Raw genomic sequence first — 13,679 nt, 5'->3', positions numbered from 1 at the left:
CATGCGCGACCTCATCCTGAGGCGCCCGGCGCAAGCCGGGCCTCGAAGGATGCCCGTCCCCGATGAACGCCTTCTGCTTCAGCATCCTTCGAGGCTCGCTACGCTCGCACCTCAGGATGAGGTTGTACTTTCCGGTCCATCAATGTGGCGACGAAGCCACACGCGGCGGCTGCTTTCCGCATCGGTCGCGTAAAAGCGTGCGGCGGCCGGGTCCGTGTCATCAAATGTCAAGTAGGTTGCAGGAAACTGACGTCTATACCGCCGACGTAGGGCGGCGGGGGCTGCGGGTAGCATGGTAAACAAATTTCTGACGCGCCGCATTGCGCTGCCGCTGGTGGCGCTGTTGCTGTGCGCCGGCTGCGCCCAGCGCCCCGAGAACGTGTTCCTGGCGAGCGAGCCGCTCGCAACCCCGACCGCAAAGGTCGACATGCTGGTGGCGACCACGCGCCAGCCCTCCGCCGTGCCCGGCGAGATGTTCGGCGGGGCCCGCGGCACACCGGGCTTCGCCGAGATCGTCATCTCCATCCCGCCCGGCCACAAGACCGGCGCGGTGGAGTGGCCGGAGAAGATTCCCGCAGATCCCGCGGTTTCCTTCGCCACGGTCAGTGCCGAGACCATCAGCCGCGACGAAGCCAAGGCGCGCTTTGCCACCCGGCTCGCCCGCGGCCCCAGTCGCAGCGTGCTGGTGTTCGTGCACGGCTACAACAACCGCTTCGACGATGCGGTCTTCCGCTTCGCGCAGATCGTCCATGATTCAGGCACTGACGCCATTCCGGTGCTGTTCACCTGGCCCTCGCGCGGCAAGCTGCTGGCCTATGGCTATGACCGCGACAGCGCCACCTATTCGCGCGACGCGCTGGAGCGGCTGCTGCAGTATCTGATCGACGACAAGTCGGTCAGCGACATCTCGGTGCTGGCGCATTCGATGGGCAATTGGGTGACGCTGGAGACATTGCGGCAGATGGTGATCCGCGATGGCGGCATCTCCAACAAGGTCCGCAACGTGATGCTGGCCGACGCCGATGTCGACATCGACATCTTCCGCACCCAGGTCGCGGAAATGGGCAAGAAGCGGCCGGACTTCACGATCTTCGTCTCGCAGGACGACAAGGCGCTGGCGGCCTCGAAATTCCTCTGGGGCAGCACCGCGCGGGTCGGCGAGATCGACCCCAACGCGGCCGCCTACAAGGACTTCCTGGCGGAGAACCGCATCAGCGTCATCAACATGACGGACATCAAGACCGACGACAGGGTCAATCACGGCAAGTTCGCCGAGAGCCCGAAGATCATCCAGCTGATCGGCAAGCAGCTCGCCACCGGCCAGCCGGTCACCGACCAGACCGAGAAGGTGAATCCGGTGAGCACGGTGGGGATGGCCACCGCGGGCGCGATCACCGCGATCACCTCGGTCGGGCAGTAACGCCCCGAGGGAGCGTCCAAGGGAACGGCCCGAGGGAACGCCCAAAGGAACGGCATCGTGACCGCCGGCGTGGCTGACAGCACTCCACGCAAGGTGCAGAGCTTCGTGCGCGATTAGCCTTTTTCAAAGGGAGAGCGCCGATGACCAAATATGCCCTTTACGTGCCGCTGAAGGCGAAGCCCGGCAAGGAGCAGGAGGTCGCGGCCTTCCTGCGCTCCGCCGCTCCGCTGGTGAATGCCGAGCCCGGCACGGTGAGCTGGTACGCCATACAGGAGGGCCCATCCTCCTTCGCCATCTTCGACACCTTCGACGACGAGGACGGCCGCGAGGCGCACCTCTCCGGCAAGGTGGCGGAGGCGCTGATGGCGAAGGCCGGCGAATTGCTGGAGAAGGTACCGGACATCTACAAGCTGGAGATCCTGGCGGACAAGCTGGGGAGATAGGGGCGAGGGCGCTCGGGGCGGGCATCCTTCGAGGCTCGCTCCGCTCGCACCTCAGAGGCTGACCGAAAACTCCAATTTGTCCTCATTCCCGGGCTTGACCCGGGGATCCAGCCCCTCCGCATGCACCCGGTTGAAGTCTGGATCCCCGGGTCAAGCCCGGGGATGAGGGTGGAAAGGGGCTCCTCTCGACGGATACGTCGGATTTCGAGTCGGGCTCTCAGGATGACGTTGTTCGCAACGTCATCCTGAGGTGCCGCCGCAGGCGGCCTCGAAGGATGTCGCAGCAGAGCGCCTGCCTTCCCGACGCCGTCACCGCAGCGGGGCATAGCGGAGCGGGATCTCGGTGGTGGTCTTGAGCTCCTCCATCGCGAACATCGAGGTGACCTCCGTCAGCTCCACCTTGCTGATCATCTGCTTGTAGAGCGCGTCATAGGCCGCGATATCAGGCACGACCGCCTTGATCAGGTAATCGATGCCGCCCGCCAGCCGGTAGAACTCCAGCACCTCCGGAATATCGTTCAGCGCCTTGTGGAACTGCTCGAACCACTCCAGGCCGTGCCGGCTGGTCCGCACCGCGATGAAGACGGTGACCCCGACATTCAGCTTCTTCCGGTCGAGCAGGGCGACCCGCCGGCTGATGACGCCCTGTTCCTCGAGCCGCTGGATACGGCGCCAGCACGGCGTCGACGACAGGCCGACCCGATCGGCGATCTCGGCGGTGGACAGCGATGCGTCCTGCTGGAGCAGGGCGAGGATGCGTTTGTCATAGTCATCGATGACGGTCATGGGCGAGGAATGATTTTACAGGTTCGTCCGCAAGATTGGGATAATTTTGCTCGATGATCCGAAAAGCCCAGTGTGTTTGCAACAAAATTCCGGTCGTGTGGGGTATATTATGGTTGTCACGCTGATACGTGCGCCTATCCCTGCGAGGACACCATGACGACGTCCCAGACTGCCGGTGAGATTCTCCCGTTCCAGGAGCTGAGCCGCGTGACACGCACGCTCGCCGACTCCTATCTCGCCCATGCCCGCGCGACGCTCGATGCGATCATTGCCCGGCCGGAGCTGATCGAGCGGGTCCAGCTGGAGCGCAATGGCGAGGGCTATGCACGGACCCTCTTGTTCGGCGACAGCCGGATGAGCGCCTACGCGATCCTGTGGCCGCCGGGCGCGAGGACCTCGATACACGACCATCACTGCTCGTGCTGCTTCGGCGTCTTCAGCGGGGTGATCAGCGAGCTGAGGTTCCGGCCCATCGGATCCCGCCAGGTCGTTCTCGAAAGCATCGCCCGCCGCGAGCGGGGCTTCGTCGCGGCCATGCTGCCGTCCGGTCCCAATATCCACCAGATGGCCAATGAGGGAACCGAGGACGCCGTGTCGGTGCACATTTACGGCTTCGACCACACCATGCACGCATCCTCGATCCACCACGAATACGAGGTGGTCTCGCAGTAATCGGGCTTCACTCTAGGGCTGAGATGGCAGCGCCACCGCCACGGCCTCCAGCCGCGCCAGCACCTCGTCCGCCTCGGTGTCCGTCACGGTCAGCGGCAGCGACAGGCCGATGGCGTGGGCGCCCTTGGTCGTGGTCGACAGCCCCTCGGCGAAGCACGCCTCCACCAGGCGCTCGGCGTCGCAATGCGGGGCGAACTCCACCGCCAGCAGCAGCCCGAGCCCGCGCGCGCCGACCACCGCCGGCACCCGCGCCGCAATCTCCGCCACCCCGGCCACCAGCCGCGCGCCGACGTCCCGCGCGCGCTCCACCAGGCGATCGCGGGCGATGATCTCCAGCGTGGTCAGGGCGGCGCGGGTAGTGAGCGGGTTCTTCTCATGGGTGTAGTGGCCGAGCTCAAGCTCCGGCGCCACGTTCAGCTTCGCGTCGGCGATCACTGCGGCGATCGGCACCATGCCGCCGCCGAGCGACTTGCCGAGCACCACCGCGTCGGGCAGCGCGCCGAAATGCTCGAAGGCGAAGCAGCGGCCGGTCTTGCCGAGACCGGAGGGGATCTCGTCGAAGATCAGCTTGGCGCCATGCGCGTCGCAAAGGCGGCGCACTTCCGCCCACAGTCCATCCGGCGGCACATGGCAATTGGAGCGCATCGGCTCGGCGATCACCGCGGCGATGCCGGGCGAGGTGGCGAAGATGCGTGCCATGTCCGCCAGCATCCGCGCCGGGCCGTCCGCCACCCAATAGGGTGTCGCGTGCCAGCGCCCGTGCAGGAACCCGCCGAGGCGTGGGTCGAGTTCGGCGCGCGACAGGCCGAACGCGCCGAAGCCGTGGCCGTGATAGGAGCCCTCCAGCGAGATGGTGTCCTGCCGCCCGGTGGCGACGCGGGCGAGCTTCAGCGCGATCTCGATGGCATCCGAGCCGCCGGTGGCGAACAGCACCCTGGCAGGCCCGCCCGGCCAGCGCGCCAGCAGCGCCTCCGCCAAAAGCACCGCCGGCTCATTGGTGAAACGGCGCGGCGCGAAGGCGAGTTCGTCGAGCTGGCGCTTGAGCGCGGCGATCAATTCGGGATGGCCATGGCCGAGATGGTGCACGGTGTTGCCGTGCAGATCGATGAAGCGCCGGCCTTCGGTATCCTCCAGCCAGACGCCCTCGGCGGACCGCAGCGCGGCGAGGCAGGGGCTGGAACCGTGCTGGTGGAAGAAGGCCGCGGCATCGCGGGCGACAAGATCGTTCACGGGCGCACCATGGCGAGATCGGCCGACATCGCGTCGCGCCGGCGGAAACTGAGCTTGCGGTTCTCGACCAGCCACGCCAACCCCATCGCCAGCAGCGCGAAGCCGAGCAAAGCGAGGCTCTTGGCGGCGGCATAGCCGTAATCGCCGGAGACGGCGTGGTTGAAGATCGCCACCGAGGCGAGCTTGTGATTGCCGGAGACCAGGAAGATCACCGAGGAGAGGGTCGTCAGCCCATCGATGAACACATAGAGCATGCCGAGCAGCAAAGCCGGGCGCAGCATCGGCAGCGTCACCCGGGTGAAGCGCGAGATCAGCCCGGCGCCGAGACTCTCCGCCGCCTCGTCCACCGAGCGGTCGAGCCGCTGCAGCGCCGCCCGCGCGGCGAGCACGCCGACGAACAGGTTGGAGAACAGGATGTTGATGACGAGGATCACCGAGGTGCCGCCGAGCGAGAGCTGGGGCAGGCCGAACGGCACGTTGAAGGCGACGATATAGCCGATGCCGAAGATGATGCCGGGCAGGATCGCCGGCACCAGCGCCAGGAACATGATGAGGTTGGCGCCGGGTGGGCGCAGCCGCTCCACCACATAGGCGATGATGACGGCGAACAGTCCGCCGATCGGCCCGGCAATGCCGGCAAGCCGCACGCTGTCCCACACCAGCTCCAGCCCGCGCTCGGAGGAGCCGTAGCCGGAGCCGCCGAGCCCGACATCGACACCGGCGCTGGTGAAATAGCCGAACGTCAGGCTCCAGTCGACGCCCCACACCCGCGTCACCGCGCCGAGCGCCATGGTGCCGTAAACCGCGAAGATCAGTGCCGCGACAGCACCGGCGATGAAGGTGAGCCCGGCCCGCGCGGCGAGCGGCATCGGCAGCTCGGAGCGGGCGCCCGCGGTGGTCGCATAGGATTTGCGCCGGCCGATCAGCTCCAGCGCGAGGTACAGCAGCAGCGAGGGGATGATGAGCCAGACGCACAAGGCCGCCGCCAGCGGCGTGTTGCGATAGGCGGTGATCTCGTCATAGACCACGCCGGCCAGCACCGGGGTGTCGCGCCCGAGGATCATCGGGTTGCCGAAATCGGTCAGGCTCATGATGAAGACCAGCACGATGGCGCGCTTGATGCCCGGCCATGCCATGGGCAACGTCACCTGGCAGAAGGTGCGCAGCGGCCCGGCGCCGAGCCCGGCGGCGGCCTCGTCGATGCGGCCATCCTGCTTGCGCAGCACATTGTCGAACACGATCAGCGCGGCCGGCACGAACGAGAGCGTCTGTGCCAGCACCACACCGAACAGGCCGTAGAGATTGGTCTCGTCGGCATCGATCAGGCCGAGCCACTGGTCGAGCAGCGCATGCGTCACCAGCCCGCGCCGGCCGAACAGCATGATGGTGGCGGTGGCGATCAGCACCGGCGGCGCCACCAGCGGCATCAGCAGCACCGCGCGGGTAGCGGACGGGAACGGCACGCCGCCGCTGTTGATGCCATAGGCCAGCGCGAAGGCCAGCGCGACGGTGAACACCACCGAGAGCCCGGCGAGGCTCAGGCTGTTGATGGCGGCGTTGCGCAGATAGGGGTCCTGGAACACCTTGAGGTAATGGTCGAGGCCCCAGCGGTCGTCGGTGCCGTTGCGCAGCGCGTCGAAGCCTTGCTGGCCGAGCGCGTCCTTCACCTTGAAGGCCAGCGCCGTGCGCTTGTGCAGCATCACATGGGCGATGGCGAAATTGTCCTCCACCGCGGTGCGCGTCGCCTCGGGCAGCGCCTTCAGCGCGGCTGCCATCGCCACCGCCTGCGCGGAGAACGCCGCCTTGCGGTCCCAGGTGATCGGCGCGCCGGCCAGCGTGAAGGCGCTCGCGGTGGCCTCGACCTTCTCCGCCTCGGTTGCACTCGTCACCCAGCGCTGCACCAGCGCCGCGCGCTCGGCGGCGGGCACCGCGTCGAGCGCGGCTGAGGTGGTGGCCTTCAGCTGCGCCGGCGGCATCGGGCCGGAAATGACGAAGCTCTCCACCAGCACCGCGCCGATCGGGTAGGCGATGAAGATGGCGAGCAGCAGGGTGACGACGGCGCTGAGCACGATGCCAGGCAGATGGCGCAGCGACAGCGTCATCACGGGTGCTCGTCGGTGATGACGGCGGCGCGCAGCGGATCCGGCTTGAGGCTCACCGTGGTGCCGCGCGGCCAGAGCCCGCCGGCCTCATGCGAGGGTCGGTCGGCAATGATGAGCCGGCCGGAGCCGAGCCGGATCGTGAGCCGCACATTGGCGCCGAGGAAGGTCGCGCTTTCCACCGTGCCGGGGATCCCGGTGCCGTCGGTGGCCAGCGCGAAATGCTCGGGCCGGTAGACCGCGGTGAGGCGCGCGCCGGGGAGGGCGCTTGCCGGCAGCGCCAGCGGCCAGAACTCGTCGCCGGCATCGATGCCGCCCGCCACCGCGACGCCGTTGACGAGATTGGAGATGCCGATGAACTCGGCGACGAAGCGCGAGGCCGGGCGGTGATAGATGTCGGCCGGGCGGCCGATCTGCTCGATGCGCCCGCGCCGCATCACCGCGACCCGGTCGGAGAGCGCCAGCGCCTCCTCCTGGTCGTGGGTGACGTAGAGCGTGGTGATGCCGAGCCGGTCGACCAGCGCCCGCAATTCGCTGCGCAGCTTCACCCGGATGCGGGCGTCGAGCGCCGACATCGGCTCGTCCAGCAGCAGCACCTCGGGATCGGAGGCGAGCGCGCGGGCCAGCGCTACGCGCTGCTGCTGGCCGCCGGAAAGCTCGTGCGGAAATCGCCCGACGAGATGGTCGATCTCGACCAGGTGCGCCAGATCATGGATGCGGCGCTCGCGCGCGGTGCGGGAGCCGGTGAGCGAGAAGCCGATATTCTCCGCCACCGTCTTGGTCGGGAACAGCGCATAGGACTGGAACACGAAGCCCATGCGGCGCCGCGCCGGCGGCATGTCGGTGACATTCTCGCCGTCGCGCAGCACCTGCCCGCCATCGGGGCGGGCGAAGCCGGCGATGATGCGCAGCAGCGTGGTCTTGCCGCAGCCGGAATCGCCCAGCAGCGTGACGAACTCGCCCTTGGCGAGATCGAACGAGACGGAATCCACGGCGACGCTGCGCTCATACGCCTTGTGCACGCCGCGCACGGCCAGATGCGGCCGGCCCGTATTCTGGGCCGGCCGCGTATCGTTGCGGGTGAAGGTGGCGTCGTTCACTGCTTGAGGATGCGGCTGGCGAATTCGCGGCGGAAGGCGGCGATATCCACCGGGCGGCGCATCTGCCACAGCGTGATCTGCGAGAGATCGACCAGCCCATGGCCGGGCACCGCGGTGGCGCCCACCACCTTGCCCAGCACCTCGGCGGCCTCGTCGCTCGCCATGAAATCGAGGAAGATCTTGCCTTCAGCGGGGTTCGGCCCGCCGGCCACCAGACCGCCGCCCTCGGCGACGTTCGGGGTGATGCGGCCATAGACGATCTCCACCGGCTTGCCGGAAGACTTCGTCTCGTAGCAGGTGGTATCGAAGGTGAGGCCAATGGCGACCTCGCCGGCACCCGCCAGCGCCGCGCCGCCCGAGCCGCCGTCGGAATACTGGTAGACGTTCTCGTTGAGGTTCTCGACGAACGGCCAGCCGAAGGCATCGACGAAAGTGGTGAGGATGGCGCCGCCGGTGCCGGACTTCAGCGGCGAGGGCAGCGAGATCTCCTTGGCATAGGCCGGCTTGATCAGGTCTTCCCAGGTGGTCGGCATCGGCAGCTTCTTCTGCGCCAGCCGGTCCTTGTTCACCACCATGCACATGGTGGTAGCGAAGTACTTGTTGTAGAAATCGTCGGGGTCGCGGAACGCCGGGGCGATCTTGGAGCCCTTGGGCTGGTAGGGCTCGAACACGCCAGCCTGCTTCAGCTGGTCCAGCGCCACATGATTGACGAGGTAGACCACGTCGGCCTGCGGCTTGCCCTTCTCGGCAATGGCGCGCTCGGCGATCGGGCCGGTGGAGCCCGAGACGAACTTCACCTCGATGTCCGGGTACTTCTTCTTGAAGGCGGTAACCAGCGCGGTGTTGACGCTGTCCGAGGCGTTGTAGAGCACGACTTCCTTGGCGAGCGACGGCGCGGCGCCCAGCGCGAGCAGGGCGGCGGCAAGGAGGAGTACGCGGCCTGGGGCTTTCAACGAAATGACGGGCATTGGGTGTCTCCGACGTCGTGGAGGGGCAAGGTCGTGATATAAGTGTCGTTAAAGTGTGTGACGCCTGAATGAAGCTGCACTTATGTCGCGAGACCGATCCGGATGAACTTCGCCCAGCTCCGTGCCTTCCAGGCCATCGCCACCCACCGCACCTTTTCCGAAGCCGCGCAGGCGCTGGGGGTGAGCCAGCCGGCCATCACCCAGCATGTGAAATCGCTGGAGGAGGCGGTGGGCGCGCGGCTGTTCGTGCGCACCGGCGCCGGCATCGAGCTGACGCCGGACGCGCGCGATTTGCTGCCGCGGATACGGCAGGTGATGCTGATGCTGGACGACATCGGCGCGCGCATGGATGAGGGCCGCGCGCTCAGCGCCGGCTATCTCGCGCTGGGCCTGTGCGCGCCCTATGTGGCGATGCCGATCCTGGAGCGCTTCACCGCGCTCTATCCCGGGGTGCGGCTCGATGTGCGGCTGGAGAATTCCTCGACGCTGCTCGACATGGTGGCGCAACATCGCGTCGATGTGGCGATCGCGACGCTGGAAGCGCCGGACCCGGATTTCGCCTGCGACCGGCTGCTCGACCAGGAAGTGCTGGTGCTGGTGCACGACGCCCATCCCTGGTGGGGGCGCGCGGCGGTCGGCGTGCGGGAACTGGTGGGGCAGCGCTTCGTGCAGCGCGAGGCCGGCTCGATGACGCGCCATCTGTTCGAGGCGGCGCTGGCCCGCCACGGCATCGAGATCGCCCCGCATCTGGTGCTCGGCAGCCGCGAGGCGGTGAAGGAGGCGGTGGCAGCAAAGATCGGCCTCGGCATCGTGCTGAACCGCGAACTGGGGTTTGATCCCAGGCTGCACGCGGTGGCGATCGCCGACGCGCCGGCGCGGGCCGACGAGTACCTGGTGACGCGGAAGGAGAACCGTCAGCTGGGCGCGGTGGCTGCGTTCGCGGCGGTGGCGCGGGAAGTGTTCGGGGCCTGACCCCAAAGATTGTCATAGTCAAACGCCGTCATCCCGGCCGAAGGCGCAGCCGTAGAGCCGGGATCGCAGGAAGGTGTTGCGCAACGCCTTCGCGCGATCCCGGCTCGGCCGTTGGCCGTCCGGGATGACGGCCGGTGGGGAAGGGGACAAGGGGCGCTCGCATTCAGCCTCCTTCGAGGCCCGGTTTTGCCGGGCACCTCAGGATGACGTGGTTATAAAAGGCAACGTCATCCTGAGGTGCGAGCGTAGCGAGCCTCGAAGGATGCTCAGTCGGTGCGCCTGCTAGCTCCACGACAACTGGTTCTTCGGCAGTTTCCCGGTGGGATCATACACCGCCACCTTGTGCGGGAGGTCAGGGCCCCAGCGCCAGAGCACGAGGTTCTGGTCGTCCACTGTCGCGCCGTGGGCGAAGCTCGGGACGAGGATCCCGGCATGGCCGTCGGCGATCAGGCGCCGGACGACGCCCCAGGAAGCCGGCTCGCGCCGCGCAATCAGGGCGTCGCCCCAGGCGCAGGCGAGGTCGTCCAGCGCGACCCCGAGGCTGGCGCGATCCGCGTCGGTGCGCAGATCGGCGATGTCCTCGCAGTCCACGTCGTAGCTGCACAGCACATAGGGCGTCAGCCGGTGGGCGAAGCCGGCGGAGACTTCGCGGAACACGGTGTTGAAGCTGAGCGACAGATAGAGCGCCTCCAGTCCCGGCCAGTTGAACCGTCGGCCCTTGAGCGCGGCGCCGGCACCCGACAGCGGACTCCAGGCCCAGTTGGGATCATGGGCGCGGAAGCATTCTGCCGAGAATCTCACCTGCGACCTATCTCACGCGTAGCCGCCGGTGGCGAGGTGATCGACATAGTCCCGCACCGCGGTGGCGTCGCCGGACTTGACCAGCGCCTCGGCGGTGCGCCCGCCAAAGGCCGGGATCGGCTCGGCCCGATACCAGGCCATCGCCTGCGCCGCGCCGCCGGCCCAGCCTTGCACCAGATTGATGATCTCCAGCATCTCGCGCACCCGACTCTGCGCCTTGGGCCCGTCGCGGCGGCTGGCCTTCTGGAACACCTCGCGCGCGAGGCCGGCGGTGTCGGCGAGTTGCGCCTTGGACATGCTGAAGGCCTCGGCGACGTCGTCGACCTTCACCGCGCCGCGCTCATCCATCAGACTGGTGATCGAGAAGCGGACTGTAGTGACCGGGCGGGTGGTGCGCTTGCGCGGTGGCCTGACGGGCGCGGTCGCCGTTTTCGCTGCTTGCGTCATGTGCCGCTCCATTGACCGATATTACGGTCAATATGTAGGCAGATGAGGCGGCGTGCAAGGGGCGCGCTCGGCTTCAGCATCCTTCGAGGCCCGGCTTTGCCAGGCACCTCAGGATGACGTTGTTCTTATAAACACCACGTCATCCTGAGGTGCGAGCGTAGCGAGCCTCGAAGGATGCTGAAGCCGAGCACCCTCAAATCACGCTGTCACCGGACGCCGCTGCCCGACACTCCGTCCGGCGCCTTCCGGCCCTTCCAATCCGGCATGCGCCTGCGCGATCGGGCGCAGCCGGGCCAGGATCGCCTCGGGCGCGGGAGCCGCGCGGCCGGCCTCGCTGTCGACATGCAGCAGCATCTGTTCCGCCGTGGCGATCTCGCGCTCTCCATTGAGGATGCGGTGGAACACGTGCAGCCGCTTCTCGTCCGCGGACAGGATCTGGCAGGTGGTGCGCAATGCCTCGCCCACCTTCGCCTCGCCGAGATGGCGCAGATGGGTTTCCACCGTGTAGTAGCTGTGGCCGCCCGCGACATAATCCATGTCGACGCCGATCAGCCGCAGCAGCGCATCCGTGGTCTCGCCGAACAGCTGGAGATAGCGGTGCTCGGTCATGTGACCGTTGTAGTCGATCCACGCCGTGGGAACGCGGGTCTCGACCAGCGCCAGCGGCCCCGAACGATCGGCCACCGCCGGCGTGCCGGCATGGGCTTTCAGCCTCCACTCGAAATCGGCGAGCAGCTTGCCGGCGCCCCAGCCTTCGCCATTCTGGCTGGCCTTCAGCGACTGCACGATGCCGACGAGATTCTCGTCGCGGATGCGCTCCAGCGCGCGGATCGACAGCCCCTTGGCCTGGTCGTCGGACTGCGTGCCTATCTTCTCCACCAGCGCGTCGTCGAGGTCGACCACGTCGGTCAGCTTGGTCCAGGGCCATTGCAGGCATGGACCGAACTGGGCGAGGAAATGGCGCATGCCAGCCTCGCCGCCGGCGATGCGATAGGTCTGGAACAGCCCCATCTGTGCCCAGCGCAGGCCGAACGAATAGCGGATCACGTCGTCGAGCGTCTCGACATCGCAAATGTCGTCCTTGATCAGCCACAGCGCCTCGCGCCACAGCGCCTCCAGCAGCCGGTCGCCGACGAACGCCTCGATCTCCCGGGCGATGACCACGCCCTTCATGCCGATGGCGTCGAGCACCGCCGAGGCGCGCCTCAGCGTTTCGGGCGCGGTGGCCTTGCCGCCGACCAGTTCGACCAGCGGCAGCAGATAGACCGGGTTGTAGGGGTGGGCGACGAACAGCCGCTCCGGATGCGCCATGCCGCTTTGCAGCTCGGAGGGCAGCAGGCCGGAGGTGGAGGAGCCGATCAGCGCCTCCGGCGGCGCCGCGGCGTCGATCTGGTTGAGGATGCGCTGCTTGAGCTCGAGCCGCTCCGGCACGCTCTCCTGCACCCATTCGGCATCCTCGACCGCCTGCTTCAGGCTGGCGCAGAAGATGAGCCCGCCGCGCGGCGGCAAGGGCGCGTCGGTCAGCAGCCCATAGGCCCGCTCGGCATTGGCGATCACCTCGCCGACGATGCGCTCGGACTCGGGGTGCGGATCGAACACCCGCACATCGATGCCGGCGAGCAGGAAGCGGGCGATCCAGCCGCCGCCTATGACGCCGCCGCCGATGCAGGCCACCCGCGACAGCGGGGCGAAGCGCCCGGGATTGGTGGGATTCACGTTCATGAGATTCATGATCGCCCCCTCAGCGCTTCAGCAGCTTGAGCTTGGCGCGGACCTCGTCGGGCCCGATGATGCGGGCGCCCATATTGGTCACCACGGTGGCGGCCTTCTCGACCAGCTGCGCATTGGTGGCGAACTCGCCCTTGCCGATATAGAGATTGTCCTCCAGCCCGACGCGGACATTGCCGCCCGCCAGCACTGCCGCGGCGGGGTAGGCCAGCGCATTGCGGCCGATGGAGAAGGCGGAGAACGTCCAACTCGCCGGCACGTTGTTGACCATCGCCATGTAGGTGTTGAGGTCATCGGGCGCGCCCCATGGAATGCCCATGCAGAGCTGGATCAGCACCGGGTCCTCGATCAGGCCCTCCTCGACCAGCTGCTTGGCGAACCAGAGATGGCCGGTGTCGAACGCCTCGATCTCCGGGCGCACGCCGAGCGCCGTCATCTGCCGCGCCATCTCGCGCAGCATGGAAGGCGTGTTGGTCATGACATAGTCGCCGAGGCTGAAATTCATCGTGCCGCAATCGAGCGTGCAGATCTCCGGCAGGCACTCGGCGACATGGGCGACGCGCTCGGTGGCGCCCGCCATGTCGGTGCCCTTCTCGTTCACCGGGAACGGCGCCTCGACGCCGCCGAACACGAGATCACCGCCCATGCCGGCGGTGAGGTTCAGCACCACGTCGATATCCGCCGCGCGGATGCGGTCCGTCACTTCGCGGAACAGGTCGCGGCGGCGCGAGGCGGCCCCGGTATCGGGATCGCGCACATGGCAATGCACGATGGCGGCGCCGGCCTTGGCGGCGTCGATGGCGGAGGCGGCGATTTCCTTCGGCGTCACCGGCACATGGCGCGAGCGCCCGACCGTATCGCCGGCACCGGTGACGGCGCAGGTGATGAAGACATCGCGGTTCATCGACAGGGGCATCTCGGTCCTCCCATTGTTGGCGCGAGCTTGACGCGGAATGCAAAGCGTGACGCAACTTAATGCGTAACCGGTTTGCCATTCTGCGAAGCACGTTCCC

13 protein-coding genes are annotated in these 13,679 nt (G+C 67.5%); 4 read left to right on the top strand and 9 right to left on the bottom strand.

Features of this window, described 5'->3' with window-relative positions; translation table 11 throughout:
* Nucleotides 1-292 precede the first annotated feature (292 nt).
* The gene (locus G3545_RS09405; protein WP_170011916.1) at nucleotides 293-1,420 is read left to right on the top strand and encodes an alpha/beta hydrolase; all 1,128 of its coding nucleotides are present in this window, start codon (nucleotides 293-295) and stop codon (nucleotides 1,418-1,420) included.
* A 140-nt stretch (nucleotides 1,421-1,560) separates the two neighbouring features.
* The gene (locus G3545_RS09400) at nucleotides 1,561-1,863 is read left to right on the top strand and encodes an antibiotic biosynthesis monooxygenase (protein ID WP_170011914.1); all 303 of its coding nucleotides are present in this window, start codon (nucleotides 1,561-1,563) and stop codon (nucleotides 1,861-1,863) included.
* 309 nt (nucleotides 1,864-2,172) lie between these two features.
* Here the strand turns inward: G3545_RS09400 and G3545_RS09395 are convergent, their stop codons facing one another.
* Complete coding sequence (locus tag G3545_RS09395) at nucleotides 2,173-2,640, bottom strand: Lrp/AsnC family transcriptional regulator (protein ID WP_170017984.1); 468 nt, start codon at nucleotides 2,638-2,640, stop codon at nucleotides 2,173-2,175.
* A gap of 162 nt (nucleotides 2,641-2,802) precedes the next feature.
* Here G3545_RS09395 and G3545_RS09390 point away from each other — a divergent pair, with 162 nt between their 5' ends.
* Nucleotides 2,803-3,321, top strand: a complete 519-nt coding sequence (locus G3545_RS09390) for a cysteine dioxygenase family protein (RefSeq protein WP_170011912.1) — start codon at nucleotides 2,803-2,805, stop codon at nucleotides 3,319-3,321.
* Between the two features lie 12 nt (nucleotides 3,322-3,333).
* On the opposite strand, the gene G3545_RS09385 is transcribed toward G3545_RS09390, so the two are convergent.
* Genes G3545_RS09385 through G3545_RS09370 form a run of 4 tightly spaced genes read right to left on the bottom strand, consistent with a single transcriptional unit; the run spans nucleotide 3,334 to nucleotide 8,718 of the window.
* A complete protein-coding gene (locus G3545_RS09385) occupies nucleotides 3,334-4,551 on the bottom strand; it encodes an aminotransferase class III-fold pyridoxal phosphate-dependent enzyme (RefSeq protein ID WP_170011910.1) in 1,218 nt (405 codons plus the stop codon).
* Nucleotides 4,548-6,653, bottom strand: a complete 2,106-nt coding sequence (locus tag G3545_RS09380) for an ABC transporter permease subunit (protein WP_170011908.1) — start codon at nucleotides 6,651-6,653, stop codon at nucleotides 4,548-4,550. The genes G3545_RS09385 and G3545_RS09380 overlap by 4 nt, the downstream gene beginning before the upstream one ends.
* Nucleotides 6,653-7,750 (bottom strand): ABC transporter ATP-binding protein, encoded by a 1,098-nt coding sequence (locus G3545_RS09375; protein ID WP_170011906.1) that lies wholly within the window; start codon nucleotides 7,748-7,750, stop codon nucleotides 6,653-6,655. Before G3545_RS09375 ends, G3545_RS09380 begins: the two co-directional genes overlap by 1 nt.
* Nucleotides 7,747-8,718 carry an extracellular solute-binding protein gene (locus G3545_RS09370; RefSeq protein ID WP_170011904.1) on the bottom strand — a complete coding sequence of 324 codons (972 nt, stop codon included), beginning with the start codon at nucleotides 8,716-8,718 and terminating at the stop codon, nucleotides 7,747-7,749. The genes G3545_RS09375 and G3545_RS09370 overlap by 4 nt, the downstream gene beginning before the upstream one ends.
* 102 nt (nucleotides 8,719-8,820) lie before the next feature.
* Between G3545_RS09370 and G3545_RS09365 the strand changes: the two genes are divergently transcribed.
* Nucleotides 8,821-9,690 (top strand): LysR family transcriptional regulator, encoded by an 870-nt coding sequence (locus G3545_RS09365; protein ID WP_170011902.1) that lies wholly within the window; start codon nucleotides 8,821-8,823, stop codon nucleotides 9,688-9,690.
* Between the two features lie 282 nt (nucleotides 9,691-9,972).
* Here the strand turns inward: G3545_RS09365 and G3545_RS09360 are convergent, their stop codons facing one another.
* The 4 genes from G3545_RS09360 to G3545_RS09345 all read right to left on the bottom strand — a co-directional run bounded on the left by G3545_RS09360 (nucleotide 9,973) and on the right by G3545_RS09345 (nucleotide 13,582).
* Nucleotides 9,973-10,491, bottom strand: coding sequence for an RES domain-containing protein (locus G3545_RS09360; protein WP_170011900.1), 519 nt, complete (start codon nucleotides 10,489-10,491; stop codon nucleotides 9,973-9,975).
* A gap of 12 nt (nucleotides 10,492-10,503) precedes the next feature.
* Nucleotides 10,504-10,839: an antitoxin Xre/MbcA/ParS toxin-binding domain-containing protein gene (locus tag G3545_RS09355; RefSeq protein ID WP_170017983.1), complete on the bottom strand. Its 336-nt coding sequence runs from the start codon at nucleotides 10,837-10,839 to the stop codon at nucleotides 10,504-10,506.
* A gap of 297 nt (nucleotides 10,840-11,136) precedes the next feature.
* Nucleotides 11,137-12,660 carry a carnitine 3-dehydrogenase gene (locus G3545_RS09350; RefSeq protein WP_170017982.1) on the bottom strand — a complete coding sequence of 508 codons (1,524 nt, stop codon included), beginning with the start codon at nucleotides 12,658-12,660 and terminating at the stop codon, nucleotides 11,137-11,139.
* Between the two features lie 19 nt (nucleotides 12,661-12,679).
* Nucleotides 12,680-13,582 (bottom strand): 3-keto-5-aminohexanoate cleavage protein, encoded by a 903-nt coding sequence (locus G3545_RS09345; RefSeq protein ID WP_170011898.1) that lies wholly within the window; start codon nucleotides 13,580-13,582, stop codon nucleotides 12,680-12,682.
* Nucleotides 13,583-13,679: the final 97 nt, after the last annotated feature.

This window comes from Starkeya sp. ORNL1 (assembly GCF_012971745.1).
GTDB lineage: Bacteria > Pseudomonadota > Alphaproteobacteria > Rhizobiales > Xanthobacteraceae > Ancylobacter.
Note: the sequence above shows the minus strand (reverse complement) of the source record. Positions and strands in the feature narration are given on the sequence as shown.

Excerpts from the sequence above, each read along its gene's own strand:
- G3545_RS09405 (WP_170011916.1), top strand. The coding sequence starts at position 293 with ATGGTAAACAAATTTCTGACGCGCCGCATTGCGCTGCCGCTGGTGGCG.
- G3545_RS09400 (WP_170011914.1), top strand. The coding sequence starts at position 1,561 with ATGACCAAATATGCCCTTTACGTGCCGCTGAAGGCGAAGCCCGGCAAG.
- G3545_RS09390 (WP_170011912.1), top strand. The coding sequence starts at position 2,803 with ATGACGACGTCCCAGACTGCCGGTGAGATTCTCCCGTTCCAGGAGCTG.
- G3545_RS09380 (WP_170011908.1), bottom strand. The coding sequence starts at position 6,653 with ATGACGCTGTCGCTGCGCCATCTGCCTGGCATCGTGCTCAGCGCCGTC.
- G3545_RS09370 (WP_170011904.1), bottom strand. The coding sequence starts at position 8,718 with ATGCCCGTCATTTCGTTGAAAGCCCCAGGCCGCGTACTCCTCCTTGCC.
- G3545_RS09365 (WP_170011902.1), top strand. The coding sequence starts at position 8,821 with ATGAACTTCGCCCAGCTCCGTGCCTTCCAGGCCATCGCCACCCACCGC.
- G3545_RS09355 (WP_170017983.1), bottom strand. The coding sequence starts at position 10,839 with ATGGATGAGCGCGGCGCGGTGAAGGTCGACGACGTCGCCGAGGCCTTC.
- G3545_RS09350 (WP_170017982.1), bottom strand. The coding sequence starts at position 12,660 with ATGAACGTGAATCCCACCAATCCCGGGCGCTTCGCCCCGCTGTCGCGG.
- G3545_RS09345 (WP_170011898.1), bottom strand. The coding sequence starts at position 13,582 with ATGCCCCTGTCGATGAACCGCGATGTCTTCATCACCTGCGCCGTCACC.